General features: G+C 66.7%; 14 protein-coding genes. 9 read left to right on the forward strand and 5 right to left on the reverse strand.

Features of this window, described 5'->3' with window-relative positions; translation table 11 throughout:
- Positions 1 to 12 precede the first annotated feature (12 nt).
- A complete protein-coding gene (locus GFS60_RS22520; protein ID WP_159927464.1) occupies positions 13 to 1,668 on the forward strand; it encodes a polysaccharide biosynthesis tyrosine autokinase in 1,656 nt (551 codons plus the stop codon).
- 16 nt (positions 1,669 to 1,684) lie between these two features.
- Here the strand turns inward: GFS60_RS22520 and GFS60_RS22525 are convergent, their stop codons facing one another.
- Positions 1,685 to 2,206, reverse strand: a complete 522-nt coding sequence (locus GFS60_RS22525; RefSeq protein ID WP_159924736.1) for an arsenate reductase/protein-tyrosine-phosphatase family protein — start codon at positions 2,204 to 2,206, stop codon at positions 1,685 to 1,687.
- A gap of 105 nt (positions 2,207 to 2,311) precedes the next feature.
- Between GFS60_RS22525 and GFS60_RS22530 the strand changes: the two genes are divergently transcribed.
- From GFS60_RS22530 to GFS60_RS22545, 4 genes are all read left to right on the forward strand, one after another.
- Positions 2,312 to 3,634: a UDP-glucose dehydrogenase family protein gene (locus GFS60_RS22530; protein ID WP_159924738.1), complete on the forward strand. Its 1,323-nt coding sequence runs from the start codon at positions 2,312 to 2,314 to the stop codon at positions 3,632 to 3,634.
- A gap of 31 nt (positions 3,635 to 3,665) precedes the next feature.
- Positions 3,666 to 4,625, forward strand: coding sequence for an esterase/lipase family protein (locus tag GFS60_RS22535; protein WP_159924740.1), 960 nt, complete (start codon positions 3,666 to 3,668; stop codon positions 4,623 to 4,625).
- A gap of 125 nt (positions 4,626 to 4,750) precedes the next feature.
- Positions 4,751 to 6,217 carry an Hsp70 family protein gene (locus GFS60_RS22540; RefSeq protein ID WP_159924742.1) on the forward strand — a complete coding sequence of 489 codons (1,467 nt, stop codon included), beginning with the start codon at positions 4,751 to 4,753 and terminating at the stop codon, positions 6,215 to 6,217.
- 125 nt (positions 6,218 to 6,342) lie between these two features.
- On the forward strand, positions 6,343 to 6,567 hold the full coding sequence (locus tag GFS60_RS22545; protein WP_159924744.1) for a hypothetical protein: 225 nt from the start codon (positions 6,343 to 6,345) through the stop codon (positions 6,565 to 6,567).
- Between the two features lie 8 nt (positions 6,568 to 6,575).
- On the opposite strand, the gene GFS60_RS22550 is transcribed toward GFS60_RS22545, so the two are convergent.
- Entirely contained in the window at positions 6,576 to 7,898 is a 1,323-nt protein-coding gene (locus GFS60_RS22550; RefSeq protein WP_159924746.1) for a YibE/F family protein, read from the reverse strand.
- Between the two features lie 534 nt (positions 7,899 to 8,432).
- Between GFS60_RS22550 and GFS60_RS22555 the strand changes: the two genes are divergently transcribed.
- Together GFS60_RS22555 and GFS60_RS22560 are read left to right on the forward strand one after the other, a co-directional pair.
- On the forward strand, positions 8,433 to 8,948 hold the full coding sequence (locus GFS60_RS22555) for a hypothetical protein (protein ID WP_159924748.1): 516 nt from the start codon (positions 8,433 to 8,435) through the stop codon (positions 8,946 to 8,948).
- A gap of 4 nt (positions 8,949 to 8,952) precedes the next feature.
- Positions 8,953 to 10,128: an MAB_1171c family putative transporter gene (locus tag GFS60_RS22560; RefSeq protein ID WP_159924750.1), complete on the forward strand. Its 1,176-nt coding sequence runs from the start codon at positions 8,953 to 8,955 to the stop codon at positions 10,126 to 10,128.
- Between the two features lie 16 nt (positions 10,129 to 10,144).
- Here the strand turns inward: GFS60_RS22560 and GFS60_RS22565 are convergent, their stop codons facing one another.
- From GFS60_RS22565 to GFS60_RS22575, 3 genes are read right to left on the reverse strand one after another with little or no spacing between them, the layout of a single operon-like run.
- A complete protein-coding gene (locus GFS60_RS22565; protein ID WP_159924752.1) occupies positions 10,145 to 10,558 on the reverse strand; it encodes a hypothetical protein in 414 nt (137 codons plus the stop codon).
- Entirely contained in the window at positions 10,555 to 11,274 is a 720-nt protein-coding gene (locus GFS60_RS22570; RefSeq protein WP_159924754.1) for a helix-turn-helix domain-containing protein, read from the reverse strand. The genes GFS60_RS22565 and GFS60_RS22570 overlap by 4 nt, the downstream gene beginning before the upstream one ends.
- Positions 11,275 to 11,329: 55 nt before the next feature.
- The gene (locus GFS60_RS22575) at positions 11,330 to 12,592 is read right to left on the reverse strand and encodes a pyridoxal phosphate-dependent aminotransferase (protein WP_109332866.1); all 1,263 of its coding nucleotides are present in this window, start codon (positions 12,590 to 12,592) and stop codon (positions 11,330 to 11,332) included.
- A gap of 162 nt (positions 12,593 to 12,754) precedes the next feature.
- On the opposite strand from GFS60_RS22575, the gene GFS60_RS22580 reads away from it, so the two are divergent.
- Both GFS60_RS22580 and GFS60_RS22585 read left to right on the forward strand, forming a co-directional pair.
- Complete coding sequence (locus tag GFS60_RS22580) at positions 12,755 to 14,155, forward strand: carotenoid oxygenase family protein (RefSeq protein ID WP_159924756.1); 1,401 nt, start codon at positions 12,755 to 12,757, stop codon at positions 14,153 to 14,155.
- A gap of 24 nt (positions 14,156 to 14,179) precedes the next feature.
- A complete protein-coding gene (locus tag GFS60_RS22585) occupies positions 14,180 to 16,132 on the forward strand; it encodes a prolyl oligopeptidase family serine peptidase (RefSeq protein ID WP_159924758.1) in 1,953 nt (650 codons plus the stop codon).
- Positions 16,133 to 16,139: the final 7 nt, after the last annotated feature.

The following is a 16,139-nucleotide window of genomic DNA, read 5'->3' on the forward strand; positions in this document are numbered from 1 at the left end:
GGAGACTCGAACATGGAAATCCAGGACTACCTGCGCATTCTGCAGGCACGATGGAAAATCATCGCCATCACCACGGTGGTGGCGATCCTCGGGGCGCTCGGTGCCTCACTGCTCACCACGCCCCTGCATGAAGCCTCCACCCGGTTGTTCGTCTCCACCTCGGCGGGCTCGTCGGTCAATGAGCTCTACCAGGGAAACCTGTACTCGCAGCAACGCGTGGCGTCTTACACCAAATTGCTGACCGGTCAGACTCTCGCGCAGCGCACCATCGACAAGCTGGGTCTCACCGAGACACCGGCCGAGCTCGCCAATCAGGTCAAGGCCACCTCCGCACCCGACACCGTCCTCGTCGACCTGAAGGTGCAGGACCCCTCACCCGAGCGTGCCCGTGACATCGCCAATGCGATGTCCGACGAATTCGTGGTCATGGTCCGTGAACTCGAAACACCCGAACGGGGCGGCGCACCGGCCGCGCGCGTTGTCGTCGAACAGCAGGCGCAGACGCCGTCGACGCCCGTCTCCCCGAAGACACTGCGTAATCTCGCGCTCGGTGCCGCAGTCGGCCTCCTGCTCGGTATTGCCCTCGCGGTACTGCGTGATCGCCTCGACAACACGGTGAAAGACCGCCGTACGGTGGAAGAGCTGGCCGGCTCCGCGATGATCGGCACCATCCCGTTCGACAAGGATCGGCAGACCCAGCAGCCCATCAATTTCGCGGAGGGCCACTCGTCGAGCGCGGAGGCATACCGAGAACTTCGTACCAACCTGCAGTTCCTCGAGGTCGACAACCCGCCCCGGGTCATCGTGGTCACCAGTTCGCTTCCCACAGAGGGCAAGACGACCACGGCCATCAACATCGCGTTGGTCCTCGCCGAGGGCGGCAAGTCCGTATGCCTTGTCGAAGGCGATCTCCGGAAGCCCCGCGTGTCCAAGTATCTGGGCGTTGTCGGATCCGTCGGTCTCAGTAGCGTGCTGGCGGGACAGGCGACTCTGGACGGGGTGCTCCAGCCGACTTCGTACCAGGGATTGACCGTCCTCGCGTCCGGGCCGATCCCTCCGAACCCGAGCGAGTTGCTCGGAACGGCCACGGCGCGACAGGTTCTCGCCGACCTACGCGAACGTTTCGACTACGTCATCGTCGACGCGTCTCCGCTCCTCCCGGTGACCGACGCCACCGTTCTCACCGCCATGTCGGACGGCGCGCTGGTAATCGCCCGGCACGGCGAAACCAAGCGCGAGCAGTTGACCCGCGCCGTCGGAAACCTGCACAGCGTGGGCGCCACCATCCTCGGCACGATCATCACGATGACGCCGAGCCGCGGCAAGGGAGTCTACGAATACAAGTACTACTACGAGACGGACAAGTCGCTGCCGCAGATGCAGCGGGCCGAGGCCGCGGTGCAGACTCCACCGCAGCCGGTCCACGCCGCCCCGGCTCCGGCGGCGCCGCCGGCCCGCAACTCCGCGCCGGCCGGAAATGGACACCACTCGGGCTCCGAATATGTGGAAACGCAGGCCCACCAGGTGCTCGAACAAGAACACGACACCGATTGGGTGGAGCGAGTGAATTCGCACGCCTACACCGCGCAGCCCCCCGCTCCGCGGCGCGCTCGGCGATACCGCGAAGACGGGGAGGATGCGTCCGGGCCGGACGCTCCGCGTCAGTAGTTCCGGACGCTGCGCGTCAGTAGTTCCGGACGCTGCGCGTCAAGACACCCAGTAGGTCGGCTATCTCGGACCCGACGGCCAGGAATGTTTCCTCGTCCTGACCGATCGGGTCCGAGATGTCTTCAGGTCCGTCTGCGGATCTGTGCTTGGGCCGCGCTGCTGCCAGATCGGCAACGGACTTTGCATCTGCGGCCACGGCAAGTCGTGCGGCCTCCCTCAACGTGAAGGTCTTCTTCAACTGCTCAGGAGCCATCGCCAGCACCTTGTCACGCTGACGCTCGGTCATGGTGAGCACCAGGTCGGCGTCGACCGCCAGGTCCTCGGTGAGTCGCCGAGCCGTGAACCCGCTGGGATCGCCGCCGAGTCCTTCGAGTACCTGGGCCGCGGTCGGCTCCATCGGATGACCCACCATGGCGCGGGTACCTGCACTTTCGGCAGTGAGATCGGTCAGTCCGAGCTCCTCGGCGAATGCCAGGGTGAGGCGCTCGGCCGTAGGAGAACGACAGACGTTTCCGGTGCAGACGAAGAGAACATGCATGGGCGAAGCATAGGGTCTCGGTCTGCACCGCGCGTACACGCACTGTTGGCTTGGAACATCAGTCGGGTAAATGCCCTGCTCACCCGCGCCGGATATCAACGGTGCATGCGCTGCACCGTCTTTGGAACCGGATACCTGGGAGCGACCCATGCCGCCTGCATGGCGGAACTTGGGCACGACGTGCTGGGAGTCGACATCGATCCCGGAAAAGTGGCGAAACTCTCCGCCGGTGAGGTGCCGTTCTACGAGCCGGGCCTGGCCGAGGTTCTCCGCCGCAACATCGAGGCGGGGCGACTGCAGTTCACCACCTCCTACACCGAGGCCGCCGCGTTCGCCGACCTCCACTTCCTGGGAGTCGGCACCCCGCAGAAGAAGGGGGAGTACGCCGCAGATCTGCGGCACGTGCACTCGGTGATCGACACCCTGGCGCCCCTCCTCGACCGACCCGCGGTGATCGTCGGCAAGTCGACGGTGCCCGTCGGAACCGCGGCAGAACTGGGCGCGAGGGCGCGGGCGCTGGCACCTGCAGGGGACACCGTCGAGGTGGCGTGGAACCCCGAGTTCCTGCGGGAAGGGTTCGCCGTCCAGGACACCCTGCACCCCGACCGAATGGTGCTGGGAGTCGACCGGGACCGACCCGGGAGTGTGGAGACGCAGTTGCGTCAGCTGTACGCCCCACTGCTCGCCGAGGACATTCCCTTCCTGGTCACCGACCTGGCAACCGCCGAGCTGGTCAAGGTCTCGGCGAACGCGTTTCTCGCCACCAAGATCTCCTTCATCAACGCCATCTCCGAAGTGTGCGAGGCCACCGGCGCAGACGTCACCCAGCTCGCCGATGCGCTCGGCTACGACGCGCGCATCGGCCGGCGCTTCCTCAACGCCGGACTGGGATTCGGCGGCGGTTGCCTGCCCAAGGACATTCGCGCCTTCATGGCCAGGGCCGGTGAACTCGGCGCCAACCAGGCACTGCATTTTCTTCGCGAGGTCGACAGCATCAACATGCGCAGGCGTACGCGGATGGTGGAACTGGCAGCACAGGTGTGCGGTGGCTCGTTGCTGGGCGCCAACGTCGCGGTGCTGGGCGCAGCGTTCAAACCGGAGTCCGACGACGTCCGTGATTCTCCCGCCCTCAATGTCGCGGGGATGATGCAACTACACGGCGCAGTCGTGAGCGTGTACGACCCCAAGGCACTCGACAACTCGCGGCGCCTCTTCCCGACTCTCAACTACGCCACCTCGGTCGCCGAAGCCTGCGAAAACGCCGATGCGGTACTGGTTCTCACGGAATGGGCCGAATTCGCGGCCCTGAAGCCGGACGATCTCGCCGGAGTGGTCCGAGCCCGCGTGATGGTGGACGGCCGCAACTGCCTCGACGCCCAGCAGTGGCGGGACGCGGGATGGGTGTACCGGGGGCTGGGCAGGGGATAACGTTGATCTCGCCGCTACGGAGGGCGAGGCGATGGCGAAGTTCCGGGTCGGATTCGCAACAGCACTGCTCGGTGCGCTCGTCTGCCTGCTCGGTGCGGTCCCCGTCCACGCGGCCGAAATCCCGACTCGGCCGGGTCCGGCACAGTCCGACGCCGGCGCAGCGATCCGGTACTCGAAGGACAACCCCGGTTCCGCACCCCCCGGCGTCAACGACTTCTCCTGCCGTCCCGGTCCCGAACATCCCGCCCCCGTGGTCCTCGTGCACGGGAGCGACGGCAGCGCATACTCCAACTGGGCGGGCCTGAGCCCGAAACTGAAGGCCGCCGGGTTCTGCCTCTTCGCGCTGAACTACGGCCGCGAGGCCGGAACCGACCACTTCGGGATGCAGCCCATGACGGTCGGCGCACACGAGCTCGCGGAGTTCGTCGACGACGTGCTGTCCACGACCGGCGCCGACGAGGTCGACATCGTCGGACACTCCCAGGGCGCGACCGTAGCGAGGTACTACATCAAAGAGCTCGGCGGAGCGGCCGAAGTGGATCGGTGGATCGGTCTGGCCTCGCCCTCCTACGGCGGAACCTTCTTCGGCATCGCCACCGCTGTGGTGTCACTGCCGGGCGGCACCCAATTGATCGAAGGGTTCGGCTCGGAGGCGCTGGCCGAACAGGTGGAGGGCTCCGAGTTCCTCACCCGGCTCAACAGCGGCGGTGACACCGTACCCGGCGTCGAGTACACGACCATCGGGACGCGGTACGACGAGGTGATCCAGCCGTACACCAATGTGGAGTTACGCGACCCCGGCGCAACGAACATCCTCGTCCAGGATTTGTGCCCGCTCGACCAGACCGGGCACTTCAACCTGCCGTACGACTCCTTCACCCAGCAGCTCGTCCTCAACACCCTCGATCCGGCTCACGCGGCCGTTCCCCCGTGCACGGTTGTTCCCCTCGGTACGGGTATCGCCGGGGTGATCATCGCGAGCAACTCCTGAGCAGCCGGCTAACCGTTCCCTCCCGGGCTGCCCGGTTGCCCCGGTGATGCCTTTCGTTAGACTGCGGGGCAATGGAGTGGGGGATTCCATCACACGGACCCGTGCACAGTCGAGTAAGGCGGCCCATGAGTTCGGTTCTCGGAGTTTCGGTTGGTGCAAGCGCTGTGCGGTTGGCACGACCCGACTCCGTGACCCGCGAGGACTCGGGACACCGCGTGTTACCCGACTTCCGTGCCCAGGTGGTCGCCGCGGGGCGGGAACTGCCCGAGGACCTCGCCGCCGAATCGATCGGCGTCGTACTGGCCGGGGGATTCGACAACCGCGAGGTGCATGCCACCGGTGTGGCGTATCGCGACGAGGCGCAGGCAGGCGCCGTGCAGGCGGCGATGGCACGCCAACAGCTCGGGAACTATCAACTCGTTCCCGAGGCTTCCGCGGCGCTGACAGTGCTCGACGCTGCGGGCGCGTTGGGTGACCACTCGACGCTGGTGTTCTACGACCTCGGCAGTTCCGGCCTCACCGTCAGTGTCGTCGACCGGGAAACCGGCGCCGTGGTGGAAAGCACCCGTACCGACACCGTGAGCGGTGACCTCTTCGACCGGCTGATCCGCGACAACCAGTTGGTCAACAAGCGCATCTCCACGCCGCACGACGCCGCCGCGAGCCACGCCCTGGACCTCCGTTGCCGGGAGGCCAAGGAACGGCTGTCCGTCGGCGGCGCTGTCGCGGTGCCCGGGGACGGCGGCTTGCTGCTGCTGTCGCGCGATGTGTTCGATTCCCTCATCGGCGTCACCGTCGAGTCCTCTGCCCGCCTGGCTCGGGATGTGATCGCTCGGTCGGGGCGAATCCCCGACGCCGTGGTTCTCACCGGCGGTGGGGCGCGGATCCCGTTGGTGCGCGCCGTCCTCGAATCCTGGCTGGCATTGCCCGTCATCGTGCCGGACCACCCCGAACTCGTCGCAGCACAGGGCGCAGCGCTCCTGGCGCAACGGGCGCAGCAACAGCAGGCGCCCGGTGGCGTCACTGTCCTCCCACCACCGGGCGTCGACGCAACGATGAGTCCCTATGCTGCTGTTCCCGCCGGCCCCACCGTGCTGCCCCTCGACTACGACGACGCCTCCGTCCCGCGCCAGGCGCCGGGTCCGTCGGGCGGACGCAGTAGCGGGCTCTCGAGTACGCCGTCGTGGTTGAGTGCGGCGGCGCCACCACCGAGTCAGCGCGTAGCAAAGGTCCAGATCCGGGGTGCCGCGCTCGCAAGTGGGGCATTGGCCGTCATCGCACTGATCGGCCTCGGACTCGGTTACGGCAGCACCCTGCTCAACAGCACGGAGGGCACGTCCCAGCCGGTTACCACTCAGCCGAAAGCGAAGCTCCCCGCGGTGACCGAGATGGCGACTCCGTCACCGACGGCGCCGCCGCCACCTCCGACCGAAGTCGTCGAGGAGCCCGCGGCGACCGCGTCCCGGATCCAGATTCCGGAACCGGAGCCCGAACCCTTGCCGCCACCGCCCGCACCGGTGTTCCCGGGGTTTCCGCAGTTCCAGTTGCCACCCCTGCAGCTGCCCCCGCTGCCGAGAATCCCCGGCACATAACCTCCGCACTTCGCGACTTTCCCCGTGGTGGCGAAGCGCTCTGCACGCCTACCATGGAATGTGGTTCTCGCACTGTCCGAGTCCGGGCGGCGTCGAACCCAGGTCGCGCAGGAAGGAAGTGTGCAGTGACTGTCACCCCCGCGGGGTCGTACCACACCCCGAATACACGAAACTTCTCGTCCGGTAGCACGCGCGACGGCAGTCTTCCCGTCGCGTACTACAAGCCGATCCTCAGGATGTTTCCGCCCACCAGCGAGACCGCGGAGAAGGTGGCGATGCTCACCGTCTACGGGCTGATGGCCGCGGCCCTCCTGATCATCGCGCTGCAGGTGGCCGGCATCCTCAACTGAAGCCGGCCTCACTTCGAGTGGCGGCCGCCTCGCGAAGGTGCGGCGGTGCGGAACTGCGGGTTGCCTCTGCCGCTGTTCCTGTTTCCGCCGCTCCGAGATCCGAGCGGGCGTGCCAGTACCACCGCGATGGCGGTCGTCAACGGCACGGACAGTGCGAGCGCGATACCGCCGACCGCCGAGCGCACGATCTCGATGGACACCGCGTCACTGAGCAACACGTCCTGGATCGACCGCCCCGCGACACTGAACACCAGTAGAAGGGGAAGCGCACCACCGGCGTAGGCGAGTACCAGCGTGTACACCGTGCTGGCAATGTGGTCGCGGCCCACGCGCATCGCCGAACCGAAGATCTGGCGTCGTGATGCGTCGGGGTCGAGCGAAGCGAGTTCGAACGCCGACGCGGCCTGCGTGATGGTGACGTCGTTGAGCACACCGAGCGAGCCGATGATGAAGCCCGCCAGAAGAAGACCCGTGATGCTGACGTGCTGGATATAGGCCTGGACGTTGGTGTTCTGCTCCTCGGAAAGTCCTGTCAGCTGCGTCATCACGATCGTGACATAGGAGAGGACCGCCGCGAGGAGCATCGATGCGAGTGTGCCCAGCAGCGCGGAACTCGTACGTAGCGATACGCCGTGCGCCAGGTACAACACGGCGTACAGGATGATCGCTCCGGACACGAGAGCCACCGGTATCGCCGGCTTGCCGTCCAGCAGTGCGGGAAGCATGAAAAGAACGAGCACCCCGAACGAAACCACGATGCCGACCAGCGCCCGAAGTCCCCGCCACCGAGCCACGACGATGACGACGACGGCGAACGTCAGCGCGATGAGTGTGACCGGCCAGCCGCGGGCGTAGTCCTCGAACGAATATTCCGTCGTCCCGTTCACATCGGTCTGCCGGGAGAGACGAATGCTCTCCCCGACCCTGAGGTCGGGTTGTCCGGGGCCCGGGATGATTTCGAGCAACGTCTGGGTGCCGGCGTTGGGACCGGACTCGATGTCGACGATGCTTCGCTGGCACTCGTACGCGTCCGTCGGAGGGGGCACGGGAGAACCGGTGAACGCGCGCCCCGCGGAGGAACTGCCGCAGGGGCCGATGTTCTGCATGGTCACCGTGCCTGCCTCGGTGACCGCCACGCCGCCCTGTGCGCTCTGGAAAGGCAGATCCACGGCGACGTCCTGCTTGCTCGGCCACAGCGCGATCGCACCGATCAGCACGGCGATGCCGATGACCACCAGGAGCCCGATCACCACCTTCGCGGCGACGGGCCCCACCGGTACCGGGCCGCCGCTGTGGCCGTGACCGTGGCCGTGGCCGTGAAAGTCGCTCATCGGCGGTACCGCGTCGGCTGCCGGCTGGATAGTCTCCGCACGCACACAGGGTAGCCGGAGATCATCGCTCTCTTTTGTGGCTGGAGTGACGGGAGATGCATGTGTTGCCGCAATATCTGGTTGGTATTGCTCTCGTGTCGCCTAGATGTCGCCAGTGTGGTTAGATATCGATGCGTGGCGCGCTGCAGTTATTACGCAGCGAACGCTGAGATCTGCGAAGGAAGGGTTGGAATCCCGAAACGAGGGGTGGGTTCCGGCTGGCCCTGACGAGAGCCCCGACGCCCTGCCGAGAGAAGTGACGGCCTGCTGAGAGAAGTGCCGAGCTGGGTGGCGGGGTACAGGGGGGGTTGACCCCGCCACCGACCTGACGCCCACAGGGGGGGAGGGGCGACAGGTGCTCGCGGCACTCGAGGTGCCGTCTGCCAATCTACCGACACGGTGGGGGTATTCGTCAACCGGGTACGTCAATTCGCGCACCGTGTCGTGATCTGCCGACCCGACGGCCTAGGATTACAGCCGTTCGGAGGTGTCACCATGCGCATTTCGCGGCTGCCGCGGTCCAGGAACCATCTTCGCCGGATCGTGGCGCAGATGGACCTTCCCGTGCCCTGGAACAGGGACGAATTGGTGAACAGCGTCGCGCGGCGGCGCAGACGCCCCATCCTCGTCGTTCCGGTTGCGCACGCGCTCGTCCGCGGCGGTCATTTCGGCCTCTGGCTCGCGCGGGCAACCGACGACGTCATCCTCTACGCTGCCGGGACATCGGACGTACACGCCACGCACATCATCTGCCACGAGCTGGCGCACATGGAACTCGGCCACGATCGCACTGCGATCGGTGATACCTCCGTCGACTCGAGAGTCCTCGCCGAGGCGGCGCCGTCCGTGGACACGACGGACGTGGTCAAGGTGTTCGGTCGCTCCAACTACTCGAACGACCAGGAATACGACGCGGAGCTTCTCGCCACGCTCATCATGAGCGGACGGCGATCGACGATGTGCGACACCGGCGGTGACCCGCGGGCCTCGCGGATACTCGGAACGTTCTGAGCTCGTGTACGCGCCTCCCGCCTACGTGACGTTGCCTCTGTTGTCGATTGCCTGGGCGACAACCATTCTCCGGCTGCTCCTCGTCCGATCGACGGTCGCCGAGCGCCGGTTGAATGCGGCGCTCGTCTTCGCGTCGCTGTCGCTCGTCCTCGGGCGTCCGGCGATCCGCGACCTCGTCGACGGCCAATTCGGTTACGGACTCACGCGAGTCCTCGGCAATGTCTGCATCATGCTGACCGCCGCATCGCTGATCAGCCTGTTCTCCGTGTGGGCACTGGGTTCCGAGAAACTTCCCCGAATTCATGTGTACGCGTTGTCGGCGGCGCTCGTCGCGGGGGCCATCATGGTCGTTCTGAGCGCGCCTGCGCGTTCGCGGGGAGTTTCACTCGCGGACGAAGGCGGCTGGCGTTTCGCGGCATATTGCCTCACCTATGCGTCACCGATCTTCGCGGCCGCAAGCCTCAACCTGTGGATCTCGCTGAAAGCGGTGCGGAGCGCGGTGGCCGGGCGCGAGCGCCGCATCTTCCTGGCCGTCATCGGATTGTCCCTGTTCGAAATGGCCGACATGGCAACCGTCATGGTGACGGGCGTCAGCAAGGCCGTCAGCGACGGCACCACCTTCACCGAAACACACTACGACTCGGGGGCCTTCATCCGGCTGTTCGCAGTGTCGGCCGGAGCCCTGATCGCGTTGGGACCCGCGCTGCGGGCGGCCGGTCGACGGTACCGTTCGTGGCGAGTTTCCAGGCGGCTACTGCCGATGTGGCGAACGTTGACGGAAGCCGTCCCGGAAGTGGTGCTCGAACTACGCCCCAAAGACCGCCGCACCTTGTCGGCCGACGATCGTATGGACCGGATGGGCGTCGAGATCCGAGACGCAATCCTCATCCTGGACCGGCACGTGGTGTTCGAACTGGGCAACCAGGCGGGCAGTGCAGCGCCCCTGATCGTGGCCACCCGATTACACCTGGCGTGCAGAGCCCGCATCGCCGGCCACTCGGCACACGGCACCGGCGTGCAAGCACACTCGTGGTCGTCCGACATCGGCGGCGAACCGTGGGAGCTGGCGAAGCTGGCCGATCACTGGCACGACGCCGAACAGGTGGCCGCAACACTGTGGGAGCGGCGGCTACCGCAGTTCGGTGGGCGCAAGCAGCTCCCGTCCCGGATGACCGTGTGACGACCGCCGGATAGGGCTACGCCGGGCGGCCGGGGGTTCGCCGCAAGTTCTCCAGAACCGGGATCAAGGATTCCATCTCGTCGGCAGTCGGGAGCGCGGCGGCATCGAGCGAGCGCATGGACAGATGCTGCACGCCGGCGTCCCGAACGGCGATCTTGAAGCGCACGAGAGTGTCGTAATCGCCGTACCCGTCGGCGGCAAGGTACTGCTCGGGTGCGGAAAAGTGCTGGGCGACCGCCCGGAGCACCTCTGCCTGGGCCGCGTGCTCCTCGCCGCGCCGCAACGAATCGATCACCGAAGGATCCACGGTCCTCCCGAGTATGCGGGAAACGCTCGCGGCGACGATCTCTGTCCCGGGCTCCGGATCGTCGAGTTCGTGGGCCAGCGCGAAGAGGCGGTTGACCCGCACCGACAGTGGCACGCCGTTCATGCTGTCACCTCCGTGTCGCCGCTACGTTCCGGGTGGTCGGTGTCTTTAAGTCTCACCGCGTCTTCCCATCGGCGCCAGAAGCGCTCGCGTGTGGCGGCATCCAGGCCCTCTTCCCGCCCGTAGAGGAAGCGGCGGTAGAGGGCTTCCTCCCGCTCGTGCGGGTCGTCCGCGGTGGAGGGTTCCTCGAGCAGATGGCCGAAGGCGAACTCGATCAGTGGCTGTCGGGGGCCGGCCGGACCTCCGTTGACCTCGAGCAAACGGGTGACGTAGGCGCCGGTGATTTTCGACACCACCCGGCTGAGGTCGGCAGCGGCGTCGGCCAATCCCGGGACCTCCGGGTGTGCCGCACTCAGCTTGGTGATCCGGGTGTGAGGGCCGAGGATCTCGATGATCGTGTCCAGGCTCAGTGGAATCTCGGACGGCCCCAGCGTCAGCGGGCGGGACGGCGCCGACCGCTCTTCAGCGTCCAGGGCCTCGAGGGGAGTAGGACTGCCGCCCTCGAGCGTCCTGGCAGCGCTCCCGGGGGCCCAGCGCAGCGCGACATCCAGTTTGCGGAGAGTCTCGATGCTCGGGTCCGGCCCGGTCCCGTTCTCGGCGCGGGTCTGCGCCGCGTCGGACGGACCACCGGCAGCCGTGACCTGGTCCTGCGTGAGGTTCAGCAAACGCCGTCGCTTGTAGACGAACTGTCCGAAACGCGCGCGGGTGCTGGTGACCATGTGTTCCCCCGGAAGACACGCAAGCGACGCGCGTGTCGCTTGCTGTGCCCCGATCCTACTGCTTGTAGCTGGTGAGGAAATTACCGAACCGCTCGATGGCCACAGCGAGATCGCGAGCCCACGGCAGTGTCACGATCCGCAGATGGTCGTGGTCCGGCCAGTTGAACCCTGTGCCCTGCACCATCAGGATCTTCTCCTGCAGGAGTAGGTCCTGGACCAGCTTCTCGTCGTCGTAGATTTCGTACACGTTGGGGTCCAGGCGGGGGAACGCGTACAGCGCACCTCGGGGCTTGACGCAGGAGACCCCGGGGATCATGTTGAGCCGCTCCCACGCCACGTCCCGCTGCTCGAGCAGTCGCCCGCCGGGCAGAATCAGATCTTCGATGCTCTGGTGACCGCCGAGCGCCACCTGGATGGCGTGCTGACCGGGAACGTTGGGGCACAGCCGGGTGGACGCCAGCAGGTCCAGCCCCTCGAGGAAGCCCGCAGCATGCGCCTTGGGGCCGGTGACGGCGACCCAACCGGAGCGGTATCCCGCCACCCGGTACGCCTTCGACAGGCCGTTGAAGGTCAGGCACAGCAGGTCGGGCGCGAGCGTGGCCAGCGAAATGTGCTTGGCGTCGTCGTAGAGGATCTTGTCGTAGATCTCGTCCGCCAACAGCAGCAGGTGATGCTTACGCGCCAGGTCGACCAGTTGCTGCAGCACCTCCATCGAATACACCGCACCCGTGGGATTGTTCGGGTTGATGACCAGCAGCGCCTTGGTCTTCTCGGTGATCTTCGACTCGATGTCCGCGATGTCGGGATTCCAGTCGTTGCCCTCGTCGCAGAGGTAGTGGACGGGAGTGCCGCCGGCCAGGCTGGTCATGGCCGTCCACAGCGGGTAGTCCGGTGCGGGAATCAGCACCTCGTCACCGTTGTCGAGCAGGGCCTGCATCGTCATGGTGATGAGCTCGGAGACACCGTTACCCAGGTAGATGTCGTCGACATCGAGCTCGGGAAAGCCGGGCACCAGTTCGTAGCGGGTGACGATCGCCCGACGGGCCGACAGGATGCCCTTCGACTCGGAGTAACCCTGCGCATAGGGGAGCGCCGCGATCATGTCGCGCATGATCACGTCGGGCGCGTCGAAACCGAACGGCGCGGGGTTGCCGATGTTGAGCTTGAGGATCCGGTGGCCCTCCGCCTCGAGCCGGGCGGCGTGGGCGTGTACCGGTCCACGAATCTCGTACAGCACGTTCTGGAGCTTGGTCGACTGCTCCAGCGTGCGTGGCGGTGTGCGGTGATGGCCGTGGTCTGGGTTGCTCACGACCGCCATTCTCCCACCTCTGGGCAACTCGATTTCTACTGGTCGGTACGAGCGCCCTGGTCGGAGGTGGTCGACCCGCGAAAAAGCAGGCACATGTGAGGAAGGTCACCGTACCCTCGACAAGAGGTCCGATTCGGCCGACGCCCACAGTCACCCGGAGGCACGAGAAAGATGTCCGCACCGGAATTCATCCGTCCCGCACCCGTCGACGTCGTGCACCACAGCCACCTCACAGGCGTATTCGAGCCCCAGCGCGAGGAGGTGGACGTGGGCGGCCTCGACGTGATCGGCGAACTGCCCGGCGATCTTCAGGGTGCCTACCTCCGCAACGGACCGAATCCACGCTTCGACCCGATCGGCAGCTACATCTATCCCCTCGACGGCGACGGCATGGTGCATCGCGTCGAAGTCGCCGACGGTATCGCTCGCTACACCAACCGATTCGTCCGCACGCCGATGGTGGAGGCGGAGGAGAAGGCGGGACACGTCATCTGGCCGGGCGTCACCGACCTGTACACGCCCGGGGTGGAGGAAGTGGGGCCCGAACTCGCGGGCAGACCGCGCGAACTACCGGACATCAACGTGGTGCGGCACGGCGGGCGCCTGCTGGCAATGGCGGAAACCAGCCTGCCGTACCGGTTGAATCCCAAGGACCTGAGCACGCTCGGACCGGACAACTGCGACGGCGCGATGTCCGTCGGGAGCACCGCCCACCCCAAAATCGACCCGGTGACCGGCGAGATGGTGCTGTTCAATTACATGCTCGAGGCCCCGTATCTCACCTGGTCGGTGGTGGCCGCGGACGGGTCGGCGGCCCGCCCGCCGACGGCGGTCGACGGCGTGGACACGCCGTTGATGATCCACGACATGGCGCTGACGCGGCGGTACATCGTGTTGATGCTGTGTCCCCTCGTCTTCGACATGGCCGCGGTGCTGACCGGTGGTTCGGTGCTCGACTGGCGGCCCGAGGAGGGAACGCGTATCGCGCTGATTCCGCGCGACGGCGGCCGCGTGCGCTGGCTGACGTGCGATGCGTACTGGGTGTGGCACTTCGCCAATGCCTTCGATCTGCCCGACGGGAAGGTGTCCATCGACTATGTGGAGTGGACGTACCCCGGTGGGTTCGCCAAGGCGCCGGACCCCTCGACCGGGTCACTGGTCCGCGTCGTCATCGATCCCGAGACCGGACACCTGACGAAGGACGTCATGTCCGACCGAGACGTCGAGTTCCCCCGGATCGACGACCGCGAACTCACCGCACCGCATCGCGCGATCGCCACCGTCGGCAAGCTCGACGTCAGCCGGGGCAGGCAGGATTCGTTGTGGTTCTTCGACACCGTCCGCGGCACGCACTGTCACTGGGACCCGGGCAGTGTGTCGGTGGGCGAACCGATCTTCATGCCGGGCGCCGAGCACGAATACTGGGGAATGATCGGCACCGACCGGAACGACATGTCGTCGTGGTTCTTCGTGCTTCCTGCCGAAGACCCCGGATCCGGGCCGATGGCCAAGGTGCGGTTGCCTATCCGGGTGCCTGCAGGACTTCACGGGGCGTGGCTGCCTGCGCAGTGAGGTGAGGCGGAATATCCTCGGCCAATGACTTCTGCGCCCTACGGCTCCTGGCCCTCTCCGATCGCGGCGGCGGACCTCGCGTCCAGCGGCCACCACGTGGAGGGCGGCCGGTACGTCGGTGACGACGTGTGGTGGTCGGAGCTGCGCCCCAGCGAAGGTGGGCGTGTGGCCGTGCGCCGTCTCGGTCTCGACGACGAGCCGGAGGACGTGCTGCCTGCCCCGTGGAACGCGCGGACACGGGTACACGAATACGGCGGTGGCGCCTGGACGGTGACCGACTCCGGCCATCTCGTGTTCGCCGAGTTCGGTGATCAACGGCTCTACCTCCTCGAAGGTGCGACGCCGGTACCCCTGAGCCCTGTTCCGCCGCACCCGTGCTCCCTGCGTTACGGCGACCTGTCGGTCGTCGACGGAGCGGTATGGGCGGTGCGGGAAATGCACGACACCGAGGGCGGCGTCACCCGCGACATCTGCGTGGTTCCTCTGGACGGGTCGGGCGCGGACGACCCCGATCGTGTTCGGTCCGTCGTGGCCGGGTCCGACTTCCTCGCGTATCCGCGACTGTCTCCCGACCGACGTCACCTCGCGTGGATCGCGTGGAACCACCCTCAAATGCCCTGGGACGGTACCGAGCTCAGGGTTGTGGACCTTGCCGGTGGCCGCGCGGTCGGCGAGGTGAGGACACTTCTCGGTGGACCCGAGGAATCGGTGCTGCAGCCCGAATGGGCGGGAGTGGACGAGCTCCACGTCGTGAGCGACCGCAGTGGTTGGTGGAACATGTACCGCATCGGCACCGACGATGCGGATCCCGTGGCGCTGTGCCCGATGGACGCAGATTTCGGTGGTCCGCTGTGGATGCTGGGCGCGCGCTGGCACACCCGACGTGAAGACGGCACCCTGCTCACCGTCCGTACCTTCGGGACCGACACCCTGGCGGTGCTCGATCCGGACACGGGCTCCCTGACGGACATCCCCCTCGACGGTCTCACCACGGTCGGCTTGTCCGACCGCAAGGGGAATCGCCTATTGCTGCTCACGGGGGGCGCGAAAGCTCCGTCGGGCCTACGCGAGCTCGACCTCGACACCGGCGCACTCCGCACCGTCCGCCTGTCCGTCACCGAGCTCCCCGAGGCCGCGTACCTCCCCGAGGCGCAGCAGTTGACCTTCCAGGGTCCCGAGAGGGAGGTGCACGTCATCGCCTACCCGCCACGTCACCCGCTGTACAGCGGCATGGACGGCGAGCTGCCGCCGTACGTGGCGTTCGTTCACGGCGGGCCCACCTCCCGCGTGACACCGACCCTCAATCCGGTGTTCGCGTTCTTTACCAGCCGCGGAATCGGCGTCGTCGATGTGAACTACGGCGGGTCCACCGGATACGGGCGTGAGTACCGGAACCGGCTCCGAGGCCAGTGGGGTGTGGTCGACGTCGAAGACGTGGTCACGGCGGTGTCCGGTCTGGCCGACGCCGGACTGGCGGATCCGCGCAGGCTCGCCATCGAGGGCGGTTCCGCCGGCGGCTGGACCGTGCTGGCGGCGCTGACCACCTCCGACGTGTTCGCCTGCGGCGCATCCTATTACGGTGTGGCCGAGCTCGACGGTTTCGTCAAGGAGACACACGACTTCGAGTCCCGGTACATCGACGGGTTGATCGGACCGCTCCCCGAATCGGCAGACCTCTACGCCGAGCGTGCTCCCCTGAACAACGTCGACGGACTGAACTGCCCGGTCCTGCTGCTCCAGGGACTCGACGACCCGATCGTCCCGCCGTCGCAGGCGGAGCGATTCCGGGATGCGCTCGTCGCCAAGGGCATACCCCACGCCTACCTCGCGTACGAGGGCGAGTCGCACGGGTTCCGGAGACTCGCCACCTTGATCAGTTCGCGCAACGCCGAGCTCTCGTTCTACGGTCAGGTGCTCGGATTCGAACCGCCCGACATTCCGCGGCTCGAACTCTGGCGTCCGGACGCGGAGCAGTAAGACCGCG

Origin of the sequence: Rhodococcus sp. WAY2, assembly GCF_009859915.1 — a bacterium.
Classification (GTDB): Bacteria; Actinomycetota; Actinomycetes; order Mycobacteriales; family Mycobacteriaceae; genus Rhodococcus_F; species Rhodococcus_F oxybenzonivorans.